Raw genomic sequence first — 23,227 nt, 5'->3', positions numbered from 1 at the left:
CCGTCCTGCTGGGGACGGCCGTGACGGCCTGCACCGGCGGCGGCAGCGACACGTGCGACACGACGGTGACCGTGGAACCAGTGGTCATCCGGGGCGGCGGCGCACCCGCGACCGCCCTCGACCTCCAGGCCCGCGCCACGGACGGCGGCAAGCCGGTCGCGGGCCTGGTGCTGGAGTTCCGCGTCGGCTGGCCGCCCGACAGCGGCGCCCTGGCGGGCTCGGCCGACACCGACGCCGAGGGGGTGGCCCGCCTGCACGTGGCGGACTACCTGCGCGCCACCCCGACCCAGGGCGTGGACTTCACGAAGATGACCCGCTACCAGGCCGAGGTCTCCCTGTTCCAGACCTCGGAGGGGGTGGGCAAGTCGGTCTGCGTCCGCAACGGCCAGGCCCCGTTCCGCTACGAGCCCTGACCACCCGCCCGGCGGGTGCGCGACCCCTCAGGAGGTGCGCACCACCGGGTCGGTCTCGTCCTCGAAGTCGCCGATCAGCTCCTCGAGCAGGTCTTCCAGCGCCGCGATGCCCACGACCTGCTCGTGGTCGGTGACCAGGGCGAGCTGGGCGCGGCCGGCGCGCATCTCGGTGACCGCCCGGGCCACCGGGAGGGACACCGGCAGGGTCAACGGCGTGGTCATCAGGTCGCGGGCCTTCTTCGGCTCGCCGGCCGCGATGGCGCGCACGGCGTCCCGGATGTGCACCAGACCGACGTACCGGCCGCGCATGTCCATCACGGGGAAACGGGACCGCCCGGACTCCCGGCTGCGCCGTTCGATGGCCGCCGCGCCGGTGTGCTCGGTGACGCTGACCGTCCGCTCGATCGGCACCATCACCTGCGCCACCGTGGTCTGCTGCACCTGCAGCATCCGGGTCAGCAGCTTCTGCTGGCCCTCGGGGATCAGGCCGTGCTCGGCGGACTGGCGGACCAGCATCCGCAGGTCCTCGGGCCGGTGCGCCTGCGCCAGCTCGTCCTGCGGCTGCACCTTCAGCAGGCGCAGCAACCCGTTCGTCGTGCGGTTGAGTCCACTGAGGACCCAGCGGACGCTGTGCGCGAAGCCGCGGAACGGCAGCGCCAGCAGCACCGCCGAGCGTTCGGGGTGCGCGATGGCCCACGACTTCGGCGCCATCTCGCCGACGACCATGTGCAGGAACACCACGAGCACCAGGCTGAGCGCGAACGCGATGCCGTAGGCCACGCCGTCCGGCAGACCGACCGCCCGCAGCACCGGGTCGAACAGGTCGGCCACGGCGGGCTTGGCCAACGCGCCCAAACCCAAGGTGCACAACGTGATGCCCAGCTGCGCGCCCGCGAGCATCAGCGACAGCTCGCGGACGCCGGCCACCGCCGCCCGCGCGGCGCGACTGTCCTGCGCCGCCGCCTCCAGGCGGTGCCGCTTGGCCGCGACCAGCGCGAACTCGGCGGCGACGAAGAAGGCGTTGGCCACCAACAGCACCACCGACACCAGGAGGGACCAGGTCGTGCTCATCGGACCCCCTCCCGGTCCCGCGCCGGGGCACTCAGCACGACCGCCGCGGGCACGTTGCGGGCGACCTCCACGACCCGGATCGACACGCCGTCCAGCTCCAGCTCGTCACCGGTCGTCGCGGTGCGGCCCAGCCGGTGCAGCACGAGCCCGGACACCGTGTCGTAGCTGTCGTGCGCGGGCAGCTCGACGCCGGTCGCGTCGGCGACCTCGTCCACCCGCGTCCGCCCCGGCACCCGCCACACGCGCTCGCCGAGCGGCTCGACCGCGTCCCGCACCAGGTCGTCCTCGTCGTGGATCTCCCCCACCAGCTCCTCGGCGAGGTCTTCCAGCGACACCACGCCGGCGAACCCGCCGAACTCGTCCACCACGCACGCCAGCTGCCGGTGCTCGCTGCGCAGCCGCTCCAGCACCGCGGGCAGCGGCAACGTCGTCGGCACCACCAGCGCGGGCGAGGCGATGTCGCCGACCGGGGTGTCCGCGCGCCGCTCGGGCGCCACGGTCAACAGCTCGGCCAACCCGACCACACCGCGCAGGTCGTCCAGGTCGACACCGACCACGGGGAAGCGCGAGTGCCCGGTGTCCAGCAACTCGACCACGCGCCCCACCGGCTCCCCGGCCTGGATCGTGTGCACCGAGACCCGCGGTGTCATCGCCTGCTCGGCGACCAGTTCGCGGAACCCCAGCCCGTGCTCCAGCAGCCGCGACAGCTCCGGGTCCAGGTGCCCCTGCTCGTTGGCGTCGCCGATGATCTGCTTGAGGTCCTCGGAGGTCGCGCCCTGCGGCAGCTCCTCCACCGGCTCGATGCCGACCGACCGCAGCAGCTTGTTGGCGGCGGTGTCGAACAGGCGGATCAGCGGCCCGGCGACCTTGAGGTAGGCCAACGTCGAGGAGCTGAGCGCCTTGGCCAGGGTTTCCGGCTTCGCGATGGCCAGGTTCTTGGGGAACAACTCCCCCAGCACCATCTGCACGACGGTGGCGAACACCAGCGCCGCCGCCATCGACAGCGACACCGCGACCGCCGCGGGCAGCCCGGTCACGCCCAGCACGTCCGCCAACCCGGTGCCCAGCAACGGCTCCGCCACGTAACCGGCCAGCAGCGCGGTCACCGTGATGCCGAACTGCGCGCCGGAGAGCATGAACGACAGGCGCTGGGTCACGCGGTAGGCCCGCTCGGCGCCCTTGTCGCCGGACTCGGCCAGCTGCCGCAACCGACCGCGGTCCACGGCCATGTAGGCGAATTCCTGGGCCACGAAGTACCCGGTGGCGGCGGTGAGGACCACGATCGCCAGCACGCCGGAGAGGATCAACACGGCTCACCCGCCGTGGGAGGGAAGTTCAGCCGGGCCGGACCCGGCCGACTACTGCAACCGTCTGCATCGGTTCCATCAGGCACACCTCATACTATCACGTGGCACTGTACGGTTCACTGAGGGTGATCGAGTGAAAGGGCCAGTGTGACCGACGTCCTGCTCAAGATCGGTGAACTCGCCGCCCGCGCGCAGGTCAGCCCGCGCACGGTGGACTACTACACGACCCTGGGCCTGCTCACCCCCGCCAAGCGCACCGCCGGCAACTACCGGCTGTACCACCCGGCCGATGTCGACCGCATCCACCTCGTCCAACGCCTGGAAGTCCAGGGTGTTCCCCTGGAGGAGATCTCCACCGCGCTGACCGCCGGCCAGACCGACATCAGCGAGGTCCTGGGCCGGATCGACGAAGACCTCCGCACCCTCCAGGCGGCCGCCGAAACCGCCTCACCGGAACTGCACGGCCTGCTCGCGGCCATCGCGACCCGCATCCACTCGCTGGTCACCGTGGCCCTCGACCTCCCCGTGCCCTGAGCCACCGCGAGGGCCGTACGGCTACCGGGTGAAATCGCCGCGTCCGGGGTGAGGACCGGTGCTCGCGGTCCGGGGCCGGCCCTAGGTTGGTGGCATGGTCGTGCTCGAACCCGAGCACCGCGCGTTGTTCGCGGTGGACATCGAGCGGTCCGCCGACCCCCGCCGGCACAACGCGGCGTCGGTCGCGATGCGGCGGGCGCTGCGGGAGTGCCTGGCCGGGGCGTTCGCCGGGGCGGGCATCGACTGGGGCTCGTGCCACGACCACGACCGCGGTGACGGGCTGGTCGTGGCGGTGCCCGCGCGGTACCCGAAGCGGCTGTTGCTGCACCCCGTCCTGGGCGCGCTGGCCGACGCCCTGCGCGCGCACAACGAGCGTGCGCCGGCCCCGGAACAGATGCGCGTGCGGGTCGCCGTGCACGACGCCGACGTGGTGCTGGACGACTTCGGCTACACCGGCCGCCCGATGGTCCTGCTGGCCCGCCTGCTCGACGCCACGCCGCTGCGCGCCGCCCTGGCCGCCGCCCCGCGCACCGCGCCGGTCGCCGTGCTCGTCTCCGAGCGGTTCCACGAGGACGTGGTGAGCCAGGGGCACCCGGACATCGACCCCGAGACCTACCACCGCATCGAGGCGCGGGTGAAGGAGAGCCGGGTGGTGGGGTGGCTCCACGTGCCCGGCCACCCGCTGGTCAGCGCCCCGGACGGCGGCTGGCGCGACCGCGCGGCGGTCAACCACGAGCGCGACGGGCTCTTCGGCGTCGACGCGGTCACCGCGCGGGTGCGCGAGGCGCTGGCCAACCCGACGGGGTCGTGGATCCTCGCGGTGCGCGGCTCGGGCGGCATCGGCAAGACGACCGTCACGTTCGAGGCCGTCGACCGGGCGCACCGCGACGGGCTGGTGGACCGGGTGCTGTGGACGACCGTGCGCGGCGACGGGCCGGAGGCCGACGCCTCACCCGACGCGGGGAGCTGGTGGATGGAGGCCGTGGTCGACCTCGCCGACCAGCTCGGCGTCGTGCTCGGCCCCGACCCGCGCCGGTGGGGCGGGGGTTTCCGCGACGGCCTCGCGGCGGAGGACGGCCGGGTGGTCACGGTCGTGGACAACGTGGAGACACCGCGGCAGGCCACCGTCCTGGTCGAGCGGCTCGACGGTGTCGGCCTGGCCCGGCCCCACAAGCTCGTCGTGACCAGCCGCAGCCGGGTCGAGGGGCCGTTCGGGCTGGTGCAGCAGCACATGGTCCGCGGACTGTCCGAAGAGGACGCCGTGGCGCTCGTGCGGCACATCGGGCGCGACGACGAGCAGCTGGCGACGGCGCCGAGGGAGCTGCTGTCCCCCGTCGTGGAGATCACCGAGGGCAACCCGTACCTGCTCAAGCTGGTCGTCGGCCGCTACCTGTCGACGGGGCTGCCGCTGGGCCGGGTCGCCGAGGAGCTGACCGACGCGGCCACGCACACCCGCGGGCGCCTGGGCCGGCAGGTGAAGGACTACCTGTTCGACCGGTCGCTCGCGGAGCTGGAACTGGTCGCGGGCCCGGACAACGCGCAGGCGTTGATCGCCGCGTTCTGCGTCAAGCGGCGCGGCGACGAGATCAGCCGCGAGGAGCTGGGGGAACTGGCCGGGCTGGGGCCGGACGCGTTCGACACCACGTTGCAGGCCGCGTTCGACCTGGGCCTGGTGCAGGCGTCCCGGCTCAACTCCCGGTACTCGATCCACAGCCTGCTCTACGAGTACACCCGACCGCGCGCCGATGACCTCGTCTGAGCGGACCTTCCGCGGCTACGGCGGCGCGAACCGCGCCCGGTGGGACGACGTCGTGCGCCGGTCGTTCGAGCGGTCCTCGCGCGGTGCCGACGACGACTCGCCGGAGGACGTCCTGCGCGCGATGGTCAAGGACCTGGAGAACGTCAGCCGGTACCGGATCCGGGTCGAGGGCGAGGTGCTGTCGCGGTTCCTGGACCGGTTCGCGGACCTGGCGGTCAGCGCGATCGAGCAGGGCGACCGGCCGGGGGTGGCGGACTTCCCGGACGTGGTGCAGGCGGCGGCCCCGGTGTTCGCGGCGGCCGGGCTCGCGCAGTGGCCGGTGCACCTGGCGAAGGCGTCGTACTACGCCCGGGTCGCGGACGGCGACGACGCCCGCCGGCGGGAGCTGGCACTGGCCGTGGCGGCGTGCCGCACCCCGCTGGACCGCGTGGAGGTCGACCTGGCGACCGCTCAGTTCGCGATCGACCTGACCGAGTACCCGTCGGCGGCGCGGTTGCTGGAGCGCTGCCTGGCGGTGTGCACGACCGACCCGACGTGCGCGCACCGGTTGCCCGAGGTGCACGCGTGCCTGGGGAACCTGCACTACACCCAGGGTGCACTGCGCACCGCGTTGAGCCACTACCAGGCGGCGCTCGCGGCCGACGTGCCTCGGGACAGCCACCGAACCCTGCGGGCTCAGGCCAGGGCGTACCACTACAGCGGTCGCGTGCTGCACATGCTGGGGCGGGAGGAGGAGGCCCTGGCCAGCCTGGTCCGCGCGCTCGAGCACCGGTACGCGACGCACGCCGAGTACGAGCGCAAGAGCGGCTTCCAGCACATCGCGATCGGCGAAATCCTGCTGCTGGGCGGGGCTTGGGAGGAAAGCGAACACCACTTCACCGAGGCCCGCCGAACGTTCGCCCGTCTACGCCACAACACCGCCGCCCACGCGATCCTCGACGCGGCCACGTCCCGCTTGGAGGTCCGGCGGGGCCGGTACGACGAAGCCCTTGCCCTGCTGGACAACGCGGTGCGCGGTTCCCGCGCCGGCGGCTACCGCCGGGGTGCCGTGCTGTTCGAACTGCACCGGGCGAACCTGCTGTTCCGCCGGCGCGCTTATGGGGCGACCGTCCGCAGCGTGCTGGCGGCGATCGGCGCGTGGCTGCCTTTCCTACGCCGTGGCAACGGTTCCCGCGCGGTGCGGGGCGCGGTGGAGTACGCGTGGGCGTTCCTGCGGCAGGCGCTGTCGAAACGCCAGACACCTCCGCGTCGCCTGACCTGCCCGTGCAGAGCCCACCGCCGCTCCTAGTGCTCGGCGACGTCACCGTGCGGCTTGTCCGGCCAGCCTTCGTCCGGCCCGTCCAACCACCGGTCCACGGCGTCCACCACGAACGCCGCGACCAGGAAGCCGGCGGCAGCCACCACCACGATCGCCACCGGTTGCGCCCGCGCCCCCACGAGCACCCCGGCGACCGTCAGCACCATCCCGAGCGGAGCGGTCAGCCACGGGCGCACGCCGCCGAGCCGGTTCAGCAGCAGCCAGCCGAGCAACCACCCCACCACCGGATAGGCGTAGAACACGAGCACGACCAAGCCGAGACAGCCGTAGCCCTCCCCGTCACACGGCACCACCGCGACCAGGCTGGTGCTCAGCAGCGAACCCACCCCGACCACCGCGCCGACCAGCGACGCCACCAGAACCCGCCGATGTCTCCCCACACCGACGATGATCGCGCTCCGAACACCGCCCCGACATGAGTACTCCTACGCGAAGGTCCCCGTGCGGGAGGGACGTCCCGACGTCCCCGGTCGGCCGCGGGTCATCCCCGGTCGTCGGTGAACGGCTCGTCGCTCCAGCGGAACCAGGCCTCGTCGCCTTGGACGTGCAGCAGGAACTCCGGCACCGGCCCGTGCGGCGCCACCAGGGTGAGCGCCCCGGCGATGCGCTCGTACACCCGCTCCCACGCCTCGACGTCCTCAGCGGAGTCCGAGTCGGCCAGCGCTTCGGTCAGCGCGAGCTCCTCGTCGAACAGCGGCTTCACCTCGGCGAACGCCGGCTGCGGCCGGAACCGGCCGGACAACCACGGGAAATCGCCGTCCTCGACGAGGACCTCACCGAGCAGCTCGTCACCGCGCTGCAACCGCCACACGCCACCCACCCAGCCCACGAACACCTTCCCCTTTCGCCACCGACCCACCACGTACCACCGCCCGCCAGCGGGCCGAAGCCGATCGTCGTTGATCGTCGTCCCGGCCGCCAGTGCGAGGACGAATTCGGCGGCGGCCAGCGGCGGGTTGTTCACCTCGAGGTGAGGGCGGCGAGGGGGACGTCGAACACGAAGGGTTCGCCGTGGCGGTCGCCGATCCACCGGGTCGTGACCGTGGCGGTGTCGTGGTGGACGTGGTCGATCGTGCACGGGACCAGCGTCGGGCGCGGGTAGGTCGCGGTCGGGGTCAGCTCCGTGCCGTCGTCGAAGTAGGCCGACTTGGCAACCAGTTGGTACGGCCGTCCTCGCACGTCGGTCAGTTCCACGAGGACCAGGCCGGGTTGCGGTTCATCAGCGAGCCAACACACCGCCGTGGCGGAGAGGGCGCAGTCGTCCCCCTCAGCCAGCACCGGTTCCACGACCGACACGCTACCCGGGACACCCTGCCGTGCACCGGAATTCACCGAATGCGGATGTCTTGCCGACGTGACCCCGGACCGTCGAGTCACACCGAGCAGGGGTGGACCGCCACCTTCTCCGGTTCGACGCGGCTGGTGTGATCATGGATTACCGTGTCGGTCGTGCCCACGGACGACTGGTTGACCGACACCCGAACCTCCTACGACACGGTCGCGGCCAGCTACTCCGACTTCGTGCGCGACGCCATCACGGGCGAGCCCTACCTCCGCGCCGCCCTGACCGTGTTCGCCGACCGCGTACGGGCAGCCGGCGGCGGGCCGGTGGCGGATGTCGGCTGTGGTCCAGGACACGTCACCGCGCACCTGAACGGGCTCGGGGTGGACGCCTTCGGCATCGATCTCTCCCCGGGGATGGTCGAGGTGGCTCGGCGCGAGAACCCCGGGTTGCGGTTCGAGGTGGGTTCGATGACGGACCTGCGCCTGGGTGACGGGTCGGTGGCCGGGCTGCTCGCGTGGTGGTCGTTGATCCACATCCCCGACGACGAGGTGCCCACGGTCTTCGCGCACTTCCACCGGGTGCTGCGCCCCGGCGGACCGTTGCAGCTCGGGTTCCACGTCGGGGACGTCTCGCGCCTCAAGACCGAGGGGTACGGGGGTCACCCGATGGCGGTCCACGTGCACCGCCGGCAGCCGGACAAGGTGGCGTCCTGGCTGCGTGACGCCGGGTTCGAGATCGACGCCCAGTGGCTGTGCGATCCGGACGAACCCGTCCCGCAGGCGTTCCTCTTCGCCCGCCGCCCCTCGTGAGGTCCACCCGACCGGTGTTTGCCCCCTGCCGACCGCGGGTACCGGAGCGGGGTGAACCATGACCTTGAGCAGCCAGGGTCGGTCCCACCAGAGCGGCCGGCGGCACCCGATCCCGGTGAGGTGCGCACCGCCGTCCGTGTGGCCGTGTCGCGGTTGCGCGACCAAGTGGACCTGATCAGGAATGAACTCCCGGCACCCCCTGACGGCGAGAGCACGCGGAACTGACCGCCGGAGCGCTGTGGAGGAGAAGCGGCAAGGGGCATCGATCACCGTCGCTCGCCGACGCCGCGTGGTGTTCGCCGCGGTGCGTGGCGAGATCGACACCGCCACCTGCGACCAGGTGCGCCGCGATCTGCTCGCCTGCCTGGCCGACGCCCCCGAGGGACTGGTGGTCGACCTGGCCGGCGTGACCTTCCTGGGGTCGCTGGGTATCGCGGTCCTGGTCGAGGTGCGCGAGCACGCCGAGCGGGCGGGGGTGGCGTTCGCCGTCGTCGCCGACCGGGCCGCCGTGGTGCGCCCGATGTACGTCACCGAGGTGGACGGGTTGTTGGGGCTGTGTTCCAGCGTCGAGGAGGCGGTGGAGGCGGTTCGCGGTGGGGCGCGCCACGGGTTTTCCTGGTGGTCGTCGTGAGCGCGGCCGCCGATCAGCGGGTCAAGGCCTCGCGCAGGAGCGCTACCGCCGCGGGGATCTCGGTGTCGCCGATGTTGCCGTACCCGAGGACCAGGGCGCGGTCCGGCGCGGGTCGCACGCGGTAGTCGTCCAGGTCCACCAGGCGCAGGCCGGCCGACGCCGCGGCGCGGACCGTGGCGTGCGTGTCGGTGTCGGGCGGTAGGTGGAGCAGGACGTGCAGGCCGGCGGCCGTGCCGGACGTGCGGGCCCGGGGCAGCGCGGTGGACAGGGTGGTCAGCAGCAGGTCACGGCGGGTGCGGAAGCGGCGGCGGGACGCGCGCAGGTGTGCGTCGTACCAGCCGCGGTCGATGAACGTGGCCAGCGCCAACTGGTCCAGCACGGGCGGGGCGGCGGCCACCGGGTTCGCGGACCGCAGCGCCGCGACGGTGCTCGGTGGCGCGACGAGCCAGCCCAGGCCGAGCGCCGGGGAGAGCGTCTTGCTGACCGTGCCGAGCAGGAAGACCCGGCCGGGGTCCATGCCCTGAACCACCGCGACCGGGTGGTGGTCGTAGCGGAACTCGGCGTCATAGTCGTCCTCGACCACGAAACCGTCCACCTCCCGCGCCCAGCGCACCAGGCCCGCCCGGCGCGCCGGGGACAGGACCGTGCCGGTCGGGAACTGGTGCGCCGCGCCGACGACGACCGCCCGCGCCGGCGTGGCGGCCAGGTCGTCCACGCGGAGGCCGTCGTGGTCGACCGGGACGTGGTGGACGCGCAGCCCGGCGCTGGTCACGGCGTCGTGCAGCCGCCGCCAGCCGGGGTCTTCCACGGCGACGTCCGTGATGCCCAGGCCGTGCAGGGCACGGCACGTGCGGACCAGGCCGTCGGTCACACCGGCGCAGACGGACACCGACGTGTCGTCGGCGTCCGCGCCGCGCGAGCGCCGGAGGTAGTGCGCGAGGGTCGTCCGCAGCACCGCGTGCCCGGCGGGGTCGGGGAGGTCGAGGTCGTAGTGGCCGGCGGAGCCGATGACCGACCGGACCGCGTCCGCCCACCGCCTGCGCGGGAACGCGCGCAGGTCCGGCAGTCCGGGCGCGAGGTCGTACCGGATCCGGGGCCGGGCCGGGCTGCGCCGTGCGCGCGGCCGGGCCGGGGACGCCTCGGGCGACCACGAGACCCGGGTGGCCGAACCGACCCGCGCGGCCAGGTAGCCCTCGGCGACCAGCTGCCCGTACGCCTCGGTCACCACCCAGCGCGAGCAGCCCAGTTCCTCGGCCAGCGCCCGGCTCGGCGGCACGGCGTCGCCCTCCGCCAGCCTGCCGTCCCGGATCGCGGTGCGCAGCGCGTGCGCCAGCCGGTCGTGCAGGCGTCCGCGCCCGCCGACGTCCACCAGCGTCGCCCACGCGAAATTGGTCCGGGAAACCGTCACGGGATTGGACAGTACCGCCGGGCCGAATGCTCCTAGCGTGGTGGCCATGACGGACAAGTTGGCCCTGGGCGCGATGCTGTTCGGCACGGCCACCGACGAGCGGCGCTCGTTCGAGTTGCTGGACCGCTTCGTGGACGCCGGGGGTGCGTGGATCGACACCGCGAACTGCTACGCGTTCTGGGAGCACCCCAGCGGGTTCGGCGGGCAGAGCGAGGAGGTGCTCGGCCGCTGGCTGGCCCGCCGACCGGGCGTGCGGGACCGGGTGCGGATCAGCACCAAGGTGGGCTGCGAGCCGACCGAGGCCGGGCGGTTCCCGGAGACGGCCGAGGGCCTGTCGGCGAGCGTGGTCGCGAACGGGATCGAGGGCAGCCTGCGGCGGCTCGGCACCGACCGCGTCGACCTGTACTGGGCGCACAAGCCCGACCCGGTGACGCCGTTGGAGGAGACGGTCGCCGCGTTCGACAAGCTGGTGTCGGCAGGCCTGGTGGGTCGGCTCGGCGGCTCGAACTACCCCGTGTGGCAGGTGGAGCGGGCACGGCAGATCGCCCGTGCGGGCGGGCACACCGGTTTCACGGCCGTGCAGCAGCACCACACCTACCTGCGTCCGCTGCCCGGCACACAGCCCACGGTCGTGCACCGGTTCGGCGAGGTCTCCGACGAGGTCGTCCACTACCTGGAGCACAACAGGGACATGGCGCTGTGGGCGTACACGCCGCTGCTGAGCGGCCGGTACACGCGCGCGGACAAGCCCCTGCCCGCCGAGTACGACCACGCCGGCACGACCCGCCGCCTGGCCGTGCTGGACGAAGTGGCCGCCGAGACGGGAGCCGACCGCAACCAGGTCGTGCTGGCCTGGCTGACCGGCGGCGACCTCGCCGTCACGGCGATCGTGGGCGTCAGCACGGTCGAGCAGCTGGACGCCGCCATCGCCGGGGTGTCCCTGGAACTGACCGCCGAGCAGCGGCAACGCCTGGACGAGGCGGCGTGAGGACCGACGTCAGTCCGCCTCGATCCGGACCCCGTACACCGCCTCGACGTCGCGCGCGAGGTCCGCTCCGGCCCGCTTCGGGTACCTCGACCGCCACCACGGCAGGCCGGGCGTGCGGTTGACCGGCTCGTCGGTCAGCAGGGCGCGGAACCGGGTGTCGGTCTCGGCCACTTCGGCCCGCACCCAGGCCGACTCTTCCATGCCGCCGAGCTCCGGGTCGGTCAGCACGCGCTCCACCCGGTCGCGGACCCGCAGGTCGTGCTCGTACTCGTCGATGCCGACGGTGTAGCCGTCCTCGACGATCTCGGCGAACTCGCGCCACTCCGCCGCGAGCCGGCCGGGAGAGTCCCCGGCCAGCTCGCGGACGCGGTCGACGAACCGCTTCGGGTCGCTCACCCGAGCGCCGGCCGGTTCAGGTCGTCGACCGAGCATGTCATCGGGTCAGGGTACGGGCTGCCGCGGACGCCTGGAGGAGCTGTGGGCGAGCCGAGGGCCGGGCCGATCGCCCAGCCCACCGCCGCCATCGACGCGCAGGTGAGAACGCGCAGATGCGCACCGGACCCCGCGGCGCCTACCCCTCGGCGTCGACCGACCGGACCGGCTCGCCGCAAAGGACGCCACGGCCGTTCGTGCCCACGTAGACGCGGCCGTGGATGCGTGGATCGCCGGTGATGGTGCCGCCGGTCCACGCGAACTGGTGCTGGTCGTCGTTGATCCGGGTCCACGTGCGGCCGGCGTTGTCGGAGCGGAAGAGGCCGCGTACCCCGCCGATGCGGGAGCTGGTGTAGACGGCCGGGTAGGCGCTGCCGGGTGCGGCCTTGCCGAAGCCCACGTTGTCGCCCTCCTCGACGCCCGGCAGGCGGGTGAAGGAGGTGCCGCCGTCGGTCGAGCGCCACAGGCCGTAGACCTTGCCCGTTTTCCCGCCGCCCAGCCAGATGTCGCCTTCGTGGCCGGGCACCGGCTTGAACCGGACGTTGCCCTCGGCCGGCAGGCCGGTCGCCGCGGTCGGCGTGAAGTGCCGTCCGCCATCGGTGCTGCGGTAGAACGTGCCGGCGAGGCAGGCGTAGAAGACCGCGGGGTTGACGCGGTCGGCGCGCACCAGCGCACCGGACGGGACGCCTTCGCACGCGGTCCACGTGCGGCCCGCGTCGGCGCTCCAGCTGACCGGCGCACCCGCGGGCGCCCACACGACCCGGCTGCCGTCCGCCGCGACTGCGACGGCGCTGTCCTCGGCGCCCGGACCGGTCACGCCGGGCGGTTCGCTGCCCGAAGGGGTCCACGTGTCGCCACCGTCGACCGAGATCGCGAAGTGCTGCGTCCACCCGCTGGTGGGGTGCCCGGCCCGGACGATCGTGCCGGGCGCCTTCTCGGCGAAGTCCAGGGCGACCGTCGTCCCGAAGGTCGGGGTGTCGTACATCTTCGTGGCCCGGCTGAAGTCCGTGTGCCGGAAGCCGCCGACGTCCCCGACCGCGGAGAACAGGTGCGCGCCGACCGGCGGGCTGATCAGCGACAGGACCGCGGTCTCCTCCAGGCCCCGGGCGCGGACGTCGATGCGGACGGTGCCGCCGGTGTCCCACGCGGTGAGGTTGTCGGAGCCGTAGATCGTCGCGCCCGTGCCGTACAGGAAGTGGTCGGAGCGGAACGGGTCGATCTCCAGCGCCTCGGTCATCCAACCCAGCTTCGGCACGGTCACGGGTGGCGCGGCGGTGGCGTTCCAGGTCAGCCACGGGGACGCCGAGATGTCCATGGTGTAGCGGAAGGTCCGCTCGGTGTCCGACACCAGGTCCCAGGCGCGGGTCCAGCTCGCGCCGCCGTCGGTGGAGCGGAACAGGATGATGTCGGGGTGCCACGAGATCTGGGTGGCCACCATGAGGGTGCCCGGGTTCCGCCGGTCGATCGACAGGCCCGAGTAGCCCCACCGGCAGTCGGGGCTGGTGGAGGGCACCGGGCTGATGCGCGTCCACGTGTCGGTCGCGGTGTCGAGCTTCCACACGTCGCCCTTGCCGCCGTCGTACGGGCCGGCGGTGTCGCTCGTGGCCAGGTAGAGGAACCCGCCCTTGTGGTCGAACACGGCCTTGTGCGGGAGGAACCCGGTGGGCTGGCCGGGCACGCGCTGCCAGGTCCGGCCGGCGTCGGTGGAGCGGTAGAGGATGTTCTCCTTGTCCGCCACGGTGACGTAGAGGGTCGGCGTCGGTCGTCCGCGCCGGCCGCCGCGCTTGTCGAACACGACCTGGAGCACGCCGAGGTTGTCGCCGTTGTAGCCGCCGGTGTCGTTGGGGTCCGGGACGAAGTTGCCGGCGTTGGGGAAGTCCTCGACCCGCGCCCAGGTCTTCCCGTGGTCCACCGAGCGCCACAGGCCGTGGCCGCCGCGCGCGCCGAAGTAGAGGACGTTGTTGCGGTGCGGGTCGACCACCAGCCGCTCGCCGATGCCGCGGCCCGGCATGTTCCCGCCCAGGCGGAACGGCAGCTCGGTCGTCCGCCAAGTCCGGCCGCGGTCCGTGGAACGCAGGATCGCGCCCATGCTCGGGTCCCACTCCGGCATCGTGTAGGTGCCCACCGCCGCGTAGACCCGGTCGGGGTCGACCTCGTCCGTGGCGATGCTGATCACGCCGGTGTGGCCGTAGTGGTCCCAGTCGACCCAGTCGAGCAGGGGGACCCAGCGCCGGGTGCGCTTGTCCAGGCGGTAGGCGCCACCGATGTCGGTGCGCGCGTAGACCAGGCCCGGCTCGCTCTGGCTGAACACGATCCCGGTGACGAACCCGCCACCGACGATCTCCGCGTTGCGCCAGGCGTACCCGCCGGCGGGACCCGCCGAAGCGATGCCGGCCGACGCGAGCGGAACTCCCCCGGCGACGACCGCCGCGGCCGCGACGGCCGAGCGCAGGACGGTGCGCCTGCCCGGTCCCTGTGCGGTGGGGTGGGGAGGCGGGGAGTCGGGGGAACTCGACACTGGGGTCACCCTTCGTCGCAAGCGGTCGCAGCGGTCGCAATCGAAGCGCTTCGATTGCGTGCCGTCAGACACTAAGAGCGACAAATGAGACGCGCAAGGCGTTGTGCGCGCGACGGTCGTGCTGTTTAATCCCGACTTCTCCTCGCCGGTCGCGCGCAACCGCGGAGACCGGTTGACCTTGGGATGGTGAAGCGGTTCGACGGCTGGGGACAGCCGCGCGGCGGTGGCGGCTGTCCGGGCCTGCTGTCGTCAGGCCTTGGCCCAGCGCTGGTTGGCGCCGCCGGTGCAGGTCGACACGGTGACGGCCGAGCTGTTCGCGGTGCCGTTGGCGTCCAGGCACAGTCCGGTTTGGACACTGGTGATGGTGCCGTTGTCGTTGACGTTCCACTGCTGGTTGGCGCCGCCGTTGCAGTCCCAGATGCGCGTGCGCGTGCCGGGGCTCGCGTTGACGGGCGCTTCCAGGCACTTGCCCAGCACCTGCAAGGCCTTGCCGTTCTGGGTGAACTGCTGGTTGGCGTTGGTGTGGCAGTCCCAGACGATCATCTGGGTGCCGTTGGCCGAGCTCGCGCCGTTGACGTCGAGGCACCGGCCCGACGACTCGCCGCGCAGCCGGAACGTCTGCGGCGTCGGGGCCGTCTCGCCGGTGAAGAACCGCCACACCTCCGTCGGGGTCCAACTCCGCCAGCCCTCACCACCGCCGTCGATGGGACCCGGGGTGTGCCCACCGTCGAAAGCCGCCCACACCACCGGGTACCCGGCGCGGCAGCCCGAGTAGGTGGTGGTGATGTGGGTGCGGCTGCCCGCGGCGGGCTCGGGCGCGTTCTGCGGGGTGCAGCCGTTGTTCCGGACGAACGTGTCGCGAAGGGCCTGGCCACCGCCGATGTTGTCGCTGATGCCGTGGATCCCCATGTACGCGACGGGTTGCGTGCCGCCGCTGCACCCGCTGATCGCCGCGCCGGAGTACACCGCGACCGCGCGGAAGGTCGTGGCCCGGGCGCAGGCGAGCGCGTAGCTCATGGCGCCGCCGTAGCTGAAGCCCAGTGCGAAGCGCTGTGCCGTGTCGACGCACAGGTCGTTCTCGACGCGCCGGATCATGTCGTCGACGAAGGTCACGTCCTGGCCGTTGGGGTTGGCCCAGCCGTTGCCGTTGCCCTGCGGGGCCACGAAGATCGTGCCGTTGCCCGCGCTGTCCGCCAGGCGCCGCAGGCCGTAGTAGGACCAGTTGTAGCCGTCGGTCCCGCCCGAGTCGACGTCGCCCGCGGTGCCGCCGTACCAGTGGAAGGCGAAGACCAACCGGTACTGGCGGGCGTTGTCGTAGTTGGCCGGGATCCGCAGGATGAAGGAGCGGTTCTGGCCGCTGCTCTGGATCGTCTGGGTACCACTGGTCAGCGTCGGGGTCTTGCCGCAGCCGGCGGACGCGACGAGCGTGCCGGCGTCCGCGGGGCCGGCGTCGGCGGCGGCCACGGTGACACCGGCGAGGAGCAGTGCGGCGGCGGCGACCGGCGTCCACCACCGGCCGAGGTGCGTTGGTTTCATGGATCGGGTTCCCGTCTGTCGCGGTTCAGGGCAGGGTGCACCGCTCTGGGAGCGCTCCCAGCCACGCAGACGACCTCACCCGACCAGGACTCCCAGACGGGGTCGAACCGGTTCGACCCACCGGCGACCGTACGCGACCGGCAAAGGACGACGCAATGCGCCGACCTCGCCGCACGCCCGTCGCGAACCGGTTCCTACGGCCGGAGCAGCGCGGGCAGCCGCCGGTCGAGGAGGCGGAACAGCAGTGCCAGCACCACGCCCAGCAGCAGCACGAAACCCGCGTTGCGCAGCGCCGGGCCCAGCCCGATCTTCGTGACGTCCAGGAACGGGTACGGGTACCACCGCGTGAACTGGCCCTGCGCGAAGATGTAGACCAGCCACAGCACCGGCCACACGAACGCGGTGGCCACCGTCCGCCAGTCCATCCGCGGCCGGGGCCCCAGCACCAGCCAGGCCGCCAGCGTCGCCCACGGCGACACGTAGTGGAACCCGATCGTGGCAACCAGCGCGCCCCCGGTCAGGTGAACCTGGGGTGCCAGCACGATCGCGAAGACCAGGCCCGTGATCACGATCCCCAGCAAGGCGTCGAGCCGCACCACGCGCCACCCGCGCCCCTCCACGCCCGGCCGCCGCGACTCCGCCACGGCGAGCACGAGCACGAACAGGTTGCTCTCGATGGTGAAGAAGCTGAACAGCCGCCACAGCCGCACGCCGAGGCCCACGGACTCCTGGGTCTTCCCGGAGTTGGCGTCCGCGCCACCGGTGAAGAGCAGGTAGAGGTCGATCAGCAAGGCCCCCGCGACGACGACCGCGATGGCAGCCCACCACCACCGCGCGACCAGCACCGCACGGGAACCGGACCGAACCCCGGTAGCAGTGGCCACACCGTCACCTCCACCACGCTCCGCAACAAACCGCGCCACAGCGTAACCACACCCGCCGGACCCCGCAGGGCGAGCGGACGACCGCCGCCTTGATCGGTAACACGGTCCCCGCGCCGGACGACCTTGCGGGCACACGGCCGGCGCGGGAGGTCCGCATGCTCGACCGCTTGACCGACTTCGAGCGGGCGCTGGAGTCCGGTGATCGTGACCTCGCCCTGCGCACCGGGCGGTCGCTGTTGACCACCGCCCGGCGGCTCGCACCCGGTGACCCGGAGGCCTTCGTGGTCGCCGTCGTGCTCACCGACCAGGTGGACGACCTCACCGACGACCTCCCGCCCGCCGAGCGCATCGCGCCGTGGGCGGAGCTGCGCGCGCTGGCCCGGCAGGTGGGTGTGCCCGTGGTCGAGCTGGGTGCCTCGCTCAAGCTGGCCATGCTGCACCTGGACGCGGGCAACACCGAGGCCGCCACCGAGCACGCCAAGCTCACGCTCGCCCTCGTGCCCCGCGCCGAGCCGGTCGAGATCGGCGGTGCGGCGATCGGCAGCCCGGGACCGGACGTCGTGGGCGCGGTGGTGACCGGTGTCGTCGAGGACCTGTACTACCGGCACGAGAACTTCGCCGACGCCCGCGACCTCGCCGCCGGGCTCACCGCGCTGGACCCGGACTCGCGCGCCGGGTGGTTCTTCCTGGCGCACGCCCGGGTGCGGCTGGGCGACCACGCCGAAGCCGTGCCCGCGCTGCACCGGCTCGTCGAACTGGTGCCCGACCAGCCCGGTGCGTTCATCACCCTCGCCGGCTCCCTCTACAACACCGGCCGGCCCGCCGAGGCGGTCGAGGCGGCGTCGAAGGCGATCGAGCTCAAGCCCGACAACCTCCAGTACCGCTACCACCGCGCGCAACTGCACGCCGCCACCGACCACCCCGAGCTCGCGCTGGCCGACCTGGACACCGTGATCGCCCGCGCGCAGGGGCTGCCGCGCCGCGCGCCGGACCCCGACCAGACACAGATCCAGTACGAGCGCGACATGCCGCCCGAGGACCTGCACGACCTGGCCCGCGTCATGCGGCTGCACGTGCTGGTCGACCTGGGACGCGCGGAGGCGGCGCGGGCCGAGGCCCGCTATATCGCCGAGACCGGGGACGGCCCGACCTCGGCCGCCGCGCACGCCTTCCTCGGCGACCTCGCCGCCGAGGAGGGCGACCACCAGGCGGCGGTGTCGCACTACTCCGCCCACCTCGACCGCATGGAACGGCCGCAGGCGAGGCTCGCGCTGGCCGCCGCGCAGGAGGAGTTGGGCAGGGTCGACGACGCCGCCGCGACCCTGGACGGGCTGTCCGGCCAGGAGGAGGGGAAGGACCCGAGGGCGGCCGTCGAGGCGTTGACCGAGCTGCTCGGGCGCCACCCCGGCCACGTCGGCGTGCGCAAGGCGCTCGGGCACGCGCTGCTGGAGGCCTGGGCACCCGGGCGGGCCGCCGAAGTCCTGCTCGACCTGCTGGAGGAGCAGCCCGACGACTGGCAGGCGCGCGCCTGGGCGGGCATGGCGATGGTCACCCACAGCGACGCCGAGGAGGACTGGAACGCCTCCTTGAGCGACACCCGCATCCTGGGCGCCGTCCGGCTCCTGGCGGACGCGGTGCGCCTCGCGCCCGACGAGCCGCAGCCCCGCGCCCAGTTGCGGTGGCTCGTGGAACGCGCCTGCGCCATCCCGTCCTTGGCCAACCAGCTCGTCGTCGCCCACGTGCTGGTCGAGGATCCCGACGGTCCCGGCCGGGTGCTGCCCGAGCTGGCCGACGTGTTCGCCCGCTGGTTCGCGGCGTCCACGCACGAGGGACCGGCGCGGGAGTGGGCGCAGGCCGTGCCGGAGCTGCTGGCCGCCCGCGAGGCCGCCACGCGCGCCGGTCTGCCGCTCCTCGGCGCGATGACCGACATCCGGTTGGCGGACAACTACCTGCGCCTGTACGAGGTGCAGGAGGCCTTGGACCGCCTGGCGGCGGCCGAGGCCGCGATGGTCGAGGTGGGCCGGCTGCCGGTGATGTGGGGGCCGGTGGTCGAGGAGACCGCCGCCGAGGTGGAGGCCAGCGGCCGACGCGCGCTGCTGGTCGACTGGGACCACCTGGAGTTCAGCACCGCCGTCCACAAGTCGCTGACCGACGTCGTGGCCGTGCTGCGGTCCCAGGCGCTGCAACGCATCGGGGACGTCGAGGGCGCGCTGGACGCGGTCGGCGACCTGTCCCCCGACGACGCCGAGTTCGACGAGCTGCACCACCGCGCGGTGCTGCTGCGCGACGCCGGCCGCGCCGACGAGGCCCTCGCGCTGCTGCCCCGGCTGGCCGAGCTGGCGGACCCGGACGACGGGTGGAAGCTCGCGAACCTCGAAGCGACCCTGCACCTCGGGCGCGAGGACTACCCCGCGGCGGCAGCCGTGATCGAACGCGTGCTGGAGGAGGTGCCGCCCGACTCGTACGAGGCGTCGGTGTTCGTCGGCAACCTCACCACCGCGTACGTGCAGCAATCGGAGTACGCGAAGGCGTTGGACCTGCTCGACCGCTACCCGCTGCCCGCGGGCGCGCAGCTGCCGCTGGTGTACGGCAGGCACCTGCTCCGCGCGCAGGTGCTGCAAGGCTCGGGCGACAACGGCGGCGCGCTCCAGTCGTACGTGACGGCGTTGGACACGGCCGAGGAGCTGCGCGGGAGGCTGCACGACGAGCCGACCCGGATGGCGTGGCAGGAGCGGCAGCTGGCCACCTACGAGGCCGCCGTGGTGACCGCGCTGATCGCCGGCGACCCGGTGGCCGCGCTGGAACTGGTGGAGCGGTCCAAGGCCCGCGCCTTCGTCGACCAGCTCAGCCTCGGCCACGTCGAGCCCACCGAGCAGGTGGAACGGTTGCGCGCCAACTGGTCCCGCGCCCGCGACCGGCACGCGGCGCTCGCCGCGCTGGCCCGGTCGGCGCACCCGGCGGAGGAGGTGGACCTCCAGCAGCGCTACCGCGAGCTGAACGCCGGCCGCAACGCCCCGCTGGACGACCTGGCACGCGAGCTGGACGCCGAGCAGGCGGCCGTGGACCGGCTGGCCCGCCTGCTGGCGCTGGAACGGGTGCGCAGCCGCGAGTCCGTGGCGGGGCGGACCTTGACCGGCCCGGAGATCCACGCGCTGCTCGCCGAGGACCGCCGGTGCGTGCTGGCCGAGTACTTCGTGGCCGCCGACCAGACCCTGCTGTTCGTGCTCACGCCCGACGACCCCGAGCCGCAGGTGTACGGGTGGGAGATCGGCGCGGAGGCGCTGGCCGAGGAGGTGGCGGGCTTCTTCGGCGGCGCGGTGCGGACGATGGACGTCGACGACTTCGACGCGTTCTTCGGTGCCCTGCTGGCTCCGGTGCTCGACCACAGCGAACCCGGCGACGTGGTGCTGCTGGTGCCGCACGGTCCGCTGCACTACGTGCCGCTGCACGCGCCGCTGGTCGAGCGCAATCCCGTGTGCCGCGCGCCGAGCGCGTCCCTGCTGCGCTACCGGCGGCGGGCGGCGACCCGGCAGTGGCGCACGGCGCTGGTGTTCGGCGACTCGCGCGGCGACCTGGTGCACTCGCGGCAGGAGGCGGCGCTGGTCGCGTCGCTGTTCGACGCCGAACCCGCGCTGGGCGAGGCCGCGTCGCGGGCGCGGCTGGACCAGGCGGTGGGCGGGGCGCTGGGTCCGGACCTGGTGCACCTGGCCTGCCACGGCCGGTTCGACGACGACCGCGCGGTGGACTCGGCCGTGCTGCTCGCCGACGGCGAGCTGACCGTGCAGGACCTGTTCCAGCTGCGGCTGAGCGCGAACCTGGTGACGCTCAGCGCGTGCGAGAGCGGGGTGAACGCGACCCGGCCCGGTGACGAGCTGATCGGGCTGACCCGCGCGGTGCTCTACGCCGGCGCGCCGTCGCTGGTGGTGAGCCTGTGGGCGGTGGACGACCTGTCCACGGCGCTGCTGATGGGCGAGTTCTACCGGCGGGTGCGGGCCGGCGCGGACCTGGCCGACGCCCTGCGCGAAGCCCAGCTCGCCCTGGCCGCGACGACCGCGCGGGACGTCGTGGCGCACTGCGACCGGCGCCTGGCCGAGGAGACCGACCCGCAGGCCGCCGCCGCGCTGCTGCTGGACCGGGCGGGCGCGCAGACCGTCGCGGGCGACCTCGCCGCCGCGGGCGAGAGCTGCCGGGCGGTGCTGGCGGCGGACGTGCGCGGCGAGGCGGGCGCGCGGCTGAAGGCGCGGGCCACCCGGACGGGGAACCTGGTGGCGTTGAAGGCGGAGGTCGGCGCGGAGGTCGACTACGGGGCGCGGCCGTTCGCGCATCCCTACCATTGGGCGGCGTTCGCGCTCGTCGGCGATTGGCGGTGAAGCCGGTGTTGTTGTCCGCGTTGGCGGGGAGCCACGTCGTGGTGCGGGACGACGTGGACGTGGTCGAGGCGTCCGCGGCGTCGGCGCGCGCGGAAGCCGACCACGTGGTCGTCGTGACCGCCGAGGGCCGTCCGGTGGCCGTGTTCGACGCGGCGGACCTGGCGGGGCTGTCCGGACCGCCGGCGGGGTTCGCCGAGGGGTTCCCGCCGGTCGTGCTGGTGGGTGGTGAACCGGACGAGCTGGGCGTGGAGGAGCTGGTCGAGCTGGCGGACCTGGTGGCGCGCACGGGTGCGCGGCACGTGGTGGTGGAGCGCGACGGCGTCCCGGTCGGCGTCGTGCCGCGCGCGTCGATCGCGGCGGCCCTGCCGCTGGACGCCGTGGACGTCGCCGGCGTGCGGGCGGGCAACCCGGACCTGCCGTCGCTGACCTTCATCTGCACCAAGTGCTCGCCGCCCCGGCCGCAGATGCCGCGGGTGCCCGGTCCGGACGGCGGTCCCCCGCTGTGCCGGGTCGACTTCTTCCACGGCCCGATGGACCCGGTGGTGTAGGTGTTCGCGTCCGTGCTGCGCGAGGTCACCGGCTACTTCGACCGGCGGGTGCTGATCTCGACGTTCTTCCCGGTGCTGGTGTTCCTCGGCGGCACGGTGCTGGTGGTGTGGGCGACGGTCGCCGGCGTCGACGGCGCGGTCGCCGCGTGGGGCCGGCGCCCGGTGACCGTGCAGGCCGTGGTGATCGCCGGTTTCCTGGTGCTCGCGGCGTTCCTGACGTTCGTGGTGGGCAACCTGCGCGAGTGGCAGGACCGCGTGTGCCAGGGCTACTGGCCGGACCGGCTCGCCGAACCGTTCGCCCGCCGGCACCGCGCGGCCCGGCGCTGTCTGCTCGACCGCGACGACGCCTTGCGCGCGCGGGAGGAGCTGTTGGCGTTGGAGCGGCGGACGTTCCCGCACCACGACATCTCCGGCCCGACCACCTTGACCTCGGTGGACGACGCCCTGCGCCGGCTGGACGAGGTGCGCGCCGGCGGCGAGTGGCCCCAGGGCACGTCCGCACTGCTGACCGACCTCGCCCGCGCGGCCCGCGCCACGCCGGTGCCCGGGTTCACCGACCTGGTGTTCGCGCTGGACGAGCGGCTGGCGGCGGCCGAGCAGCAGGTGCGCGAGGAGCGGGCGGAGGTCCAGCAGGAGCTGTTCCTGTGGTACCCGCAGCCGCCCCGGGACGTGCTGCCCACCCGGATGGGCAACGTGGTGCGGGCGGCCGAGCTGCACCCGTCGGTGCGCTACCGGCTGGACGCGGTCGTGCTGTGGACGCGGCTGCAACCGTTGCTGCCCAAGGAGTTCGACGACGCCGTCAAGGACGCCAAGGTCTCGGTGGACCTGCTGCTGACGATGGCCGCGTTCCTGCCGCTGGTCGGCACTCCGCTGTCGTGGTGGCTGGCGTTCCGGCTGCCGCGCATCCCCGGCACGCCCGCCGCGTGGCTGACCGTCGCGGCGGTGCTGGTCTGCGGGTTCGCGGTGGTGCGGCTGGTCCCCCGGTGGTGGCCGGTGACGGTGTTGGTCGGTGTCTACGCGGTCGTGCACGTGCTGGTGGGCTTCTGGACGCCGGTGCTGCGGGTCGAGATCGGTCTGTTGTGGACGGTCGCGGCTTTCGTCGTCGGCTACGGCTTGTACCGCAACGCGACCCGCGCGGCGCTGGCGTACACCGAACGGCTGCGCACGGCGTTCGACCTGTACCGCTGGAAACTGCTGGACGAACTGCGCCTGCCGCTGCCCGAGGACCTGAAGGCGGAGCGCGCGGTGTGGGCCGAGGTGAGCCAGTTCCTGTACCGGGGCGGCACGGCGAACCCGGACACCGTGCACTACCGCCACCCCGGCAGCGGCGACACCGGCGGCGCACCACGACGCCGGCCCGTCACCCGCTTGCCGCGACGGCCCCGTCGTTGATCACCCGGGCGTGGCTGTGCGTTA

Annotated in this window: 20 protein-coding genes; 10 read left to right on the top strand and 10 right to left on the bottom strand. The window is 73.3% G+C overall.

Annotated elements, in window-relative coordinates; translation table 11 throughout:
* The first annotated feature begins 20 nt into the window (after positions 1-20).
* Complete coding sequence (locus tag DFJ66_RS41245; RefSeq protein ID WP_121230161.1) at positions 21-413, top strand: hypothetical protein; 393 nt, start codon at positions 21-23, stop codon at positions 411-413.
* Between the two features lie 27 nt (positions 414-440).
* Here DFJ66_RS41245 and DFJ66_RS41240 read toward each other — a convergent pair whose 3' ends face one another.
* Positions 441-1,484, bottom strand: a complete 1,044-nt coding sequence (locus DFJ66_RS41240; protein WP_121230159.1) for a hemolysin family protein — start codon at positions 1,482-1,484, stop codon at positions 441-443.
* A complete protein-coding gene (locus tag DFJ66_RS41235; protein WP_121230157.1) occupies positions 1,481-2,794 on the bottom strand; it encodes a hemolysin family protein in 1,314 nt (437 codons plus the stop codon). Before DFJ66_RS41235 ends, DFJ66_RS41240 begins: the two co-directional genes overlap by 4 nt.
* A gap of 144 nt (positions 2,795-2,938) precedes the next feature.
* Between DFJ66_RS41235 and DFJ66_RS41230 the strand changes: the two genes are divergently transcribed.
* The 3 genes from DFJ66_RS41230 (at position 2,939) to DFJ66_RS41220 (ending at position 6,372) form a co-directional block, all read left to right on the top strand.
* Positions 2,939-3,325 carry a helix-turn-helix domain-containing protein gene (locus DFJ66_RS41230; RefSeq protein WP_121230155.1) on the top strand — a complete coding sequence of 129 codons (387 nt, stop codon included), beginning with the start codon at positions 2,939-2,941 and terminating at the stop codon, positions 3,323-3,325.
* 94 nt (positions 3,326-3,419) lie between these two features.
* Positions 3,420-5,084: a hypothetical protein gene (locus DFJ66_RS41225; protein WP_121230153.1), complete on the top strand. Its 1,665-nt coding sequence runs from the start codon at positions 3,420-3,422 to the stop codon at positions 5,082-5,084.
* Positions 5,071-6,372, top strand: a complete 1,302-nt coding sequence (locus DFJ66_RS41220; RefSeq protein WP_121230151.1) for a tetratricopeptide repeat protein — start codon at positions 5,071-5,073, stop codon at positions 6,370-6,372. The genes DFJ66_RS41225 and DFJ66_RS41220 overlap by 14 nt, the downstream gene beginning before the upstream one ends.
* Here DFJ66_RS41220 and DFJ66_RS41215 read toward each other — a convergent pair.
* The 3 genes from DFJ66_RS41215 to DFJ66_RS41205 form a co-directional block, all read right to left on the bottom strand.
* On the bottom strand, positions 6,369-6,782 hold the full coding sequence (locus DFJ66_RS41215) for a hypothetical protein (protein WP_147459538.1): 414 nt from the start codon (positions 6,780-6,782) through the stop codon (positions 6,369-6,371). The two genes, DFJ66_RS41220 and DFJ66_RS41215, sit on opposite strands and share 4 nt — an antisense overlap.
* A gap of 101 nt (positions 6,783-6,883) precedes the next feature.
* Complete coding sequence (locus tag DFJ66_RS41210; RefSeq protein WP_211351491.1) at positions 6,884-7,261, bottom strand: hypothetical protein; 378 nt, start codon at positions 7,259-7,261, stop codon at positions 6,884-6,886.
* A 101-nt stretch (positions 7,262-7,362) separates the two neighbouring features.
* Positions 7,363-7,689, bottom strand: coding sequence for a hypothetical protein (locus DFJ66_RS41205; RefSeq protein WP_147459537.1), 327 nt, complete (start codon positions 7,687-7,689; stop codon positions 7,363-7,365).
* 162 nt (positions 7,690-7,851) lie between these two features.
* Here DFJ66_RS41205 and DFJ66_RS41200 point away from each other — a divergent pair, with 162 nt between their 5' ends.
* Both DFJ66_RS41200 and DFJ66_RS41195 read left to right on the top strand, forming a co-directional pair.
* A complete protein-coding gene (locus tag DFJ66_RS41200; RefSeq protein ID WP_121232478.1) occupies positions 7,852-8,496 on the top strand; it encodes a class I SAM-dependent DNA methyltransferase in 645 nt (214 codons plus the stop codon).
* Positions 8,497-8,677: 181 nt separating this feature from the next.
* Positions 8,678-9,127, top strand: coding sequence for an STAS domain-containing protein (locus DFJ66_RS41195; RefSeq protein WP_121230145.1), 450 nt, complete (start codon positions 8,678-8,680; stop codon positions 9,125-9,127).
* 13 nt (positions 9,128-9,140) lie between these two features.
* Here DFJ66_RS41195 and pdxR read toward each other — a convergent pair whose 3' ends face one another.
* The gene (pdxR, locus tag DFJ66_RS41190) at positions 9,141-10,535 is read right to left on the bottom strand and encodes a MocR-like pyridoxine biosynthesis transcription factor PdxR (protein ID WP_246030132.1); all 1,395 of its coding nucleotides are present in this window, start codon (positions 10,533-10,535) and stop codon (positions 9,141-9,143) included.
* Positions 10,536-10,581: 46 nt separating this feature from the next.
* Here pdxR and DFJ66_RS41185 point away from each other — a divergent pair, with 46 nt between their 5' ends.
* On the top strand, positions 10,582-11,523 hold the full coding sequence (locus DFJ66_RS41185; protein ID WP_121230143.1) for an aldo/keto reductase: 942 nt from the start codon (positions 10,582-10,584) through the stop codon (positions 11,521-11,523).
* A gap of 9 nt (positions 11,524-11,532) precedes the next feature.
* Here the strand turns inward: DFJ66_RS41185 and DFJ66_RS41180 are convergent, their stop codons facing one another.
* The 4 genes from DFJ66_RS41180 to DFJ66_RS41165 all read right to left on the bottom strand — a co-directional run bounded on the left by DFJ66_RS41180 (position 11,533) and on the right by DFJ66_RS41165 (position 16,893).
* Entirely contained in the window at positions 11,533-11,919 is a 387-nt protein-coding gene (locus DFJ66_RS41180; protein ID WP_121230141.1) for a hypothetical protein, read from the bottom strand.
* Between the two features lie 175 nt (positions 11,920-12,094).
* The gene (locus tag DFJ66_RS41175; RefSeq protein ID WP_211351490.1) at positions 12,095-14,473 is read right to left on the bottom strand and encodes a sialidase family protein; all 2,379 of its coding nucleotides are present in this window, start codon (positions 14,471-14,473) and stop codon (positions 12,095-12,097) included.
* A gap of 249 nt (positions 14,474-14,722) precedes the next feature.
* Positions 14,723-16,009 carry a ricin-type beta-trefoil lectin domain protein gene (locus DFJ66_RS41170; RefSeq protein ID WP_121230139.1) on the bottom strand — a complete coding sequence of 429 codons (1,287 nt, stop codon included), beginning with the start codon at positions 16,007-16,009 and terminating at the stop codon, positions 14,723-14,725.
* Positions 16,010-16,203: 194 nt separating this feature from the next.
* Positions 16,204-16,893 carry a Pr6Pr family membrane protein gene (locus DFJ66_RS41165; RefSeq protein WP_246030131.1) on the bottom strand — a complete coding sequence of 230 codons (690 nt, stop codon included), beginning with the start codon at positions 16,891-16,893 and terminating at the stop codon, positions 16,204-16,206.
* A gap of 155 nt (positions 16,894-17,048) precedes the next feature.
* Here DFJ66_RS41165 and DFJ66_RS41160 point away from each other — a divergent pair, with 155 nt between their 5' ends.
* The 3 genes from DFJ66_RS41160 to DFJ66_RS41150 are packed head-to-tail and all read left to right on the top strand — an operon-like array spanning position 17,049 to position 23,203.
* A complete protein-coding gene (locus tag DFJ66_RS41160) occupies positions 17,049-21,263 on the top strand; it encodes a CHAT domain-containing protein (protein WP_121230135.1) in 4,215 nt (1,404 codons plus the stop codon).
* Complete coding sequence (locus DFJ66_RS41155) at positions 21,260-21,811, top strand: CBS domain-containing protein (protein ID WP_121230133.1); 552 nt, start codon at positions 21,260-21,262, stop codon at positions 21,809-21,811. Before DFJ66_RS41160 ends, DFJ66_RS41155 begins: the two co-directional genes overlap by 4 nt.
* Positions 21,812-23,203: a hypothetical protein gene (locus tag DFJ66_RS41150; protein WP_121230131.1), complete on the top strand. Its 1,392-nt coding sequence runs from the start codon at positions 21,812-21,814 to the stop codon at positions 23,201-23,203.
* Positions 23,204-23,227: the final 24 nt, after the last annotated feature.

It is taken from the genome of Saccharothrix variisporea (genome assembly GCF_003634995.1).
GTDB classification, from domain to species: domain Bacteria; phylum Actinomycetota; class Actinomycetes; order Mycobacteriales; family Pseudonocardiaceae; genus Actinosynnema; species Actinosynnema variisporeum.
Note: the sequence above shows the minus strand (reverse complement) of the source record. Positions and strands in the feature narration are given on the sequence as shown.

Coding starts and splice junctions, on each gene's coding strand:
- DFJ66_RS41240 (WP_121230159.1), bottom strand. CDS start 1,484: ATGAGCACGACCTGGTCCCTCCTGGTGTCGGTGGTGCTGTTGGTGGCC.
- DFJ66_RS41225 (WP_121230153.1), top strand. CDS start 3,420: ATGGTCGTGCTCGAACCCGAGCACCGCGCGTTGTTCGCGGTGGACATC.
- DFJ66_RS41220 (WP_121230151.1), top strand. CDS start 5,071: ATGACCTCGTCTGAGCGGACCTTCCGCGGCTACGGCGGCGCGAACCGC.
- DFJ66_RS41195 (WP_121230145.1), top strand. CDS start 8,678: ATGAACTCCCGGCACCCCCTGACGGCGAGAGCACGCGGAACTGACCGC.
- DFJ66_RS41185 (WP_121230143.1), top strand. CDS start 10,582: ATGACGGACAAGTTGGCCCTGGGCGCGATGCTGTTCGGCACGGCCACC.
- DFJ66_RS41170 (WP_121230139.1), bottom strand. CDS start 16,009: ATGAAACCAACGCACCTCGGCCGGTGGTGGACGCCGGTCGCCGCCGCC.
- DFJ66_RS41160 (WP_121230135.1), top strand. CDS start 17,049: ATGCTCGACCGCTTGACCGACTTCGAGCGGGCGCTGGAGTCCGGTGAT.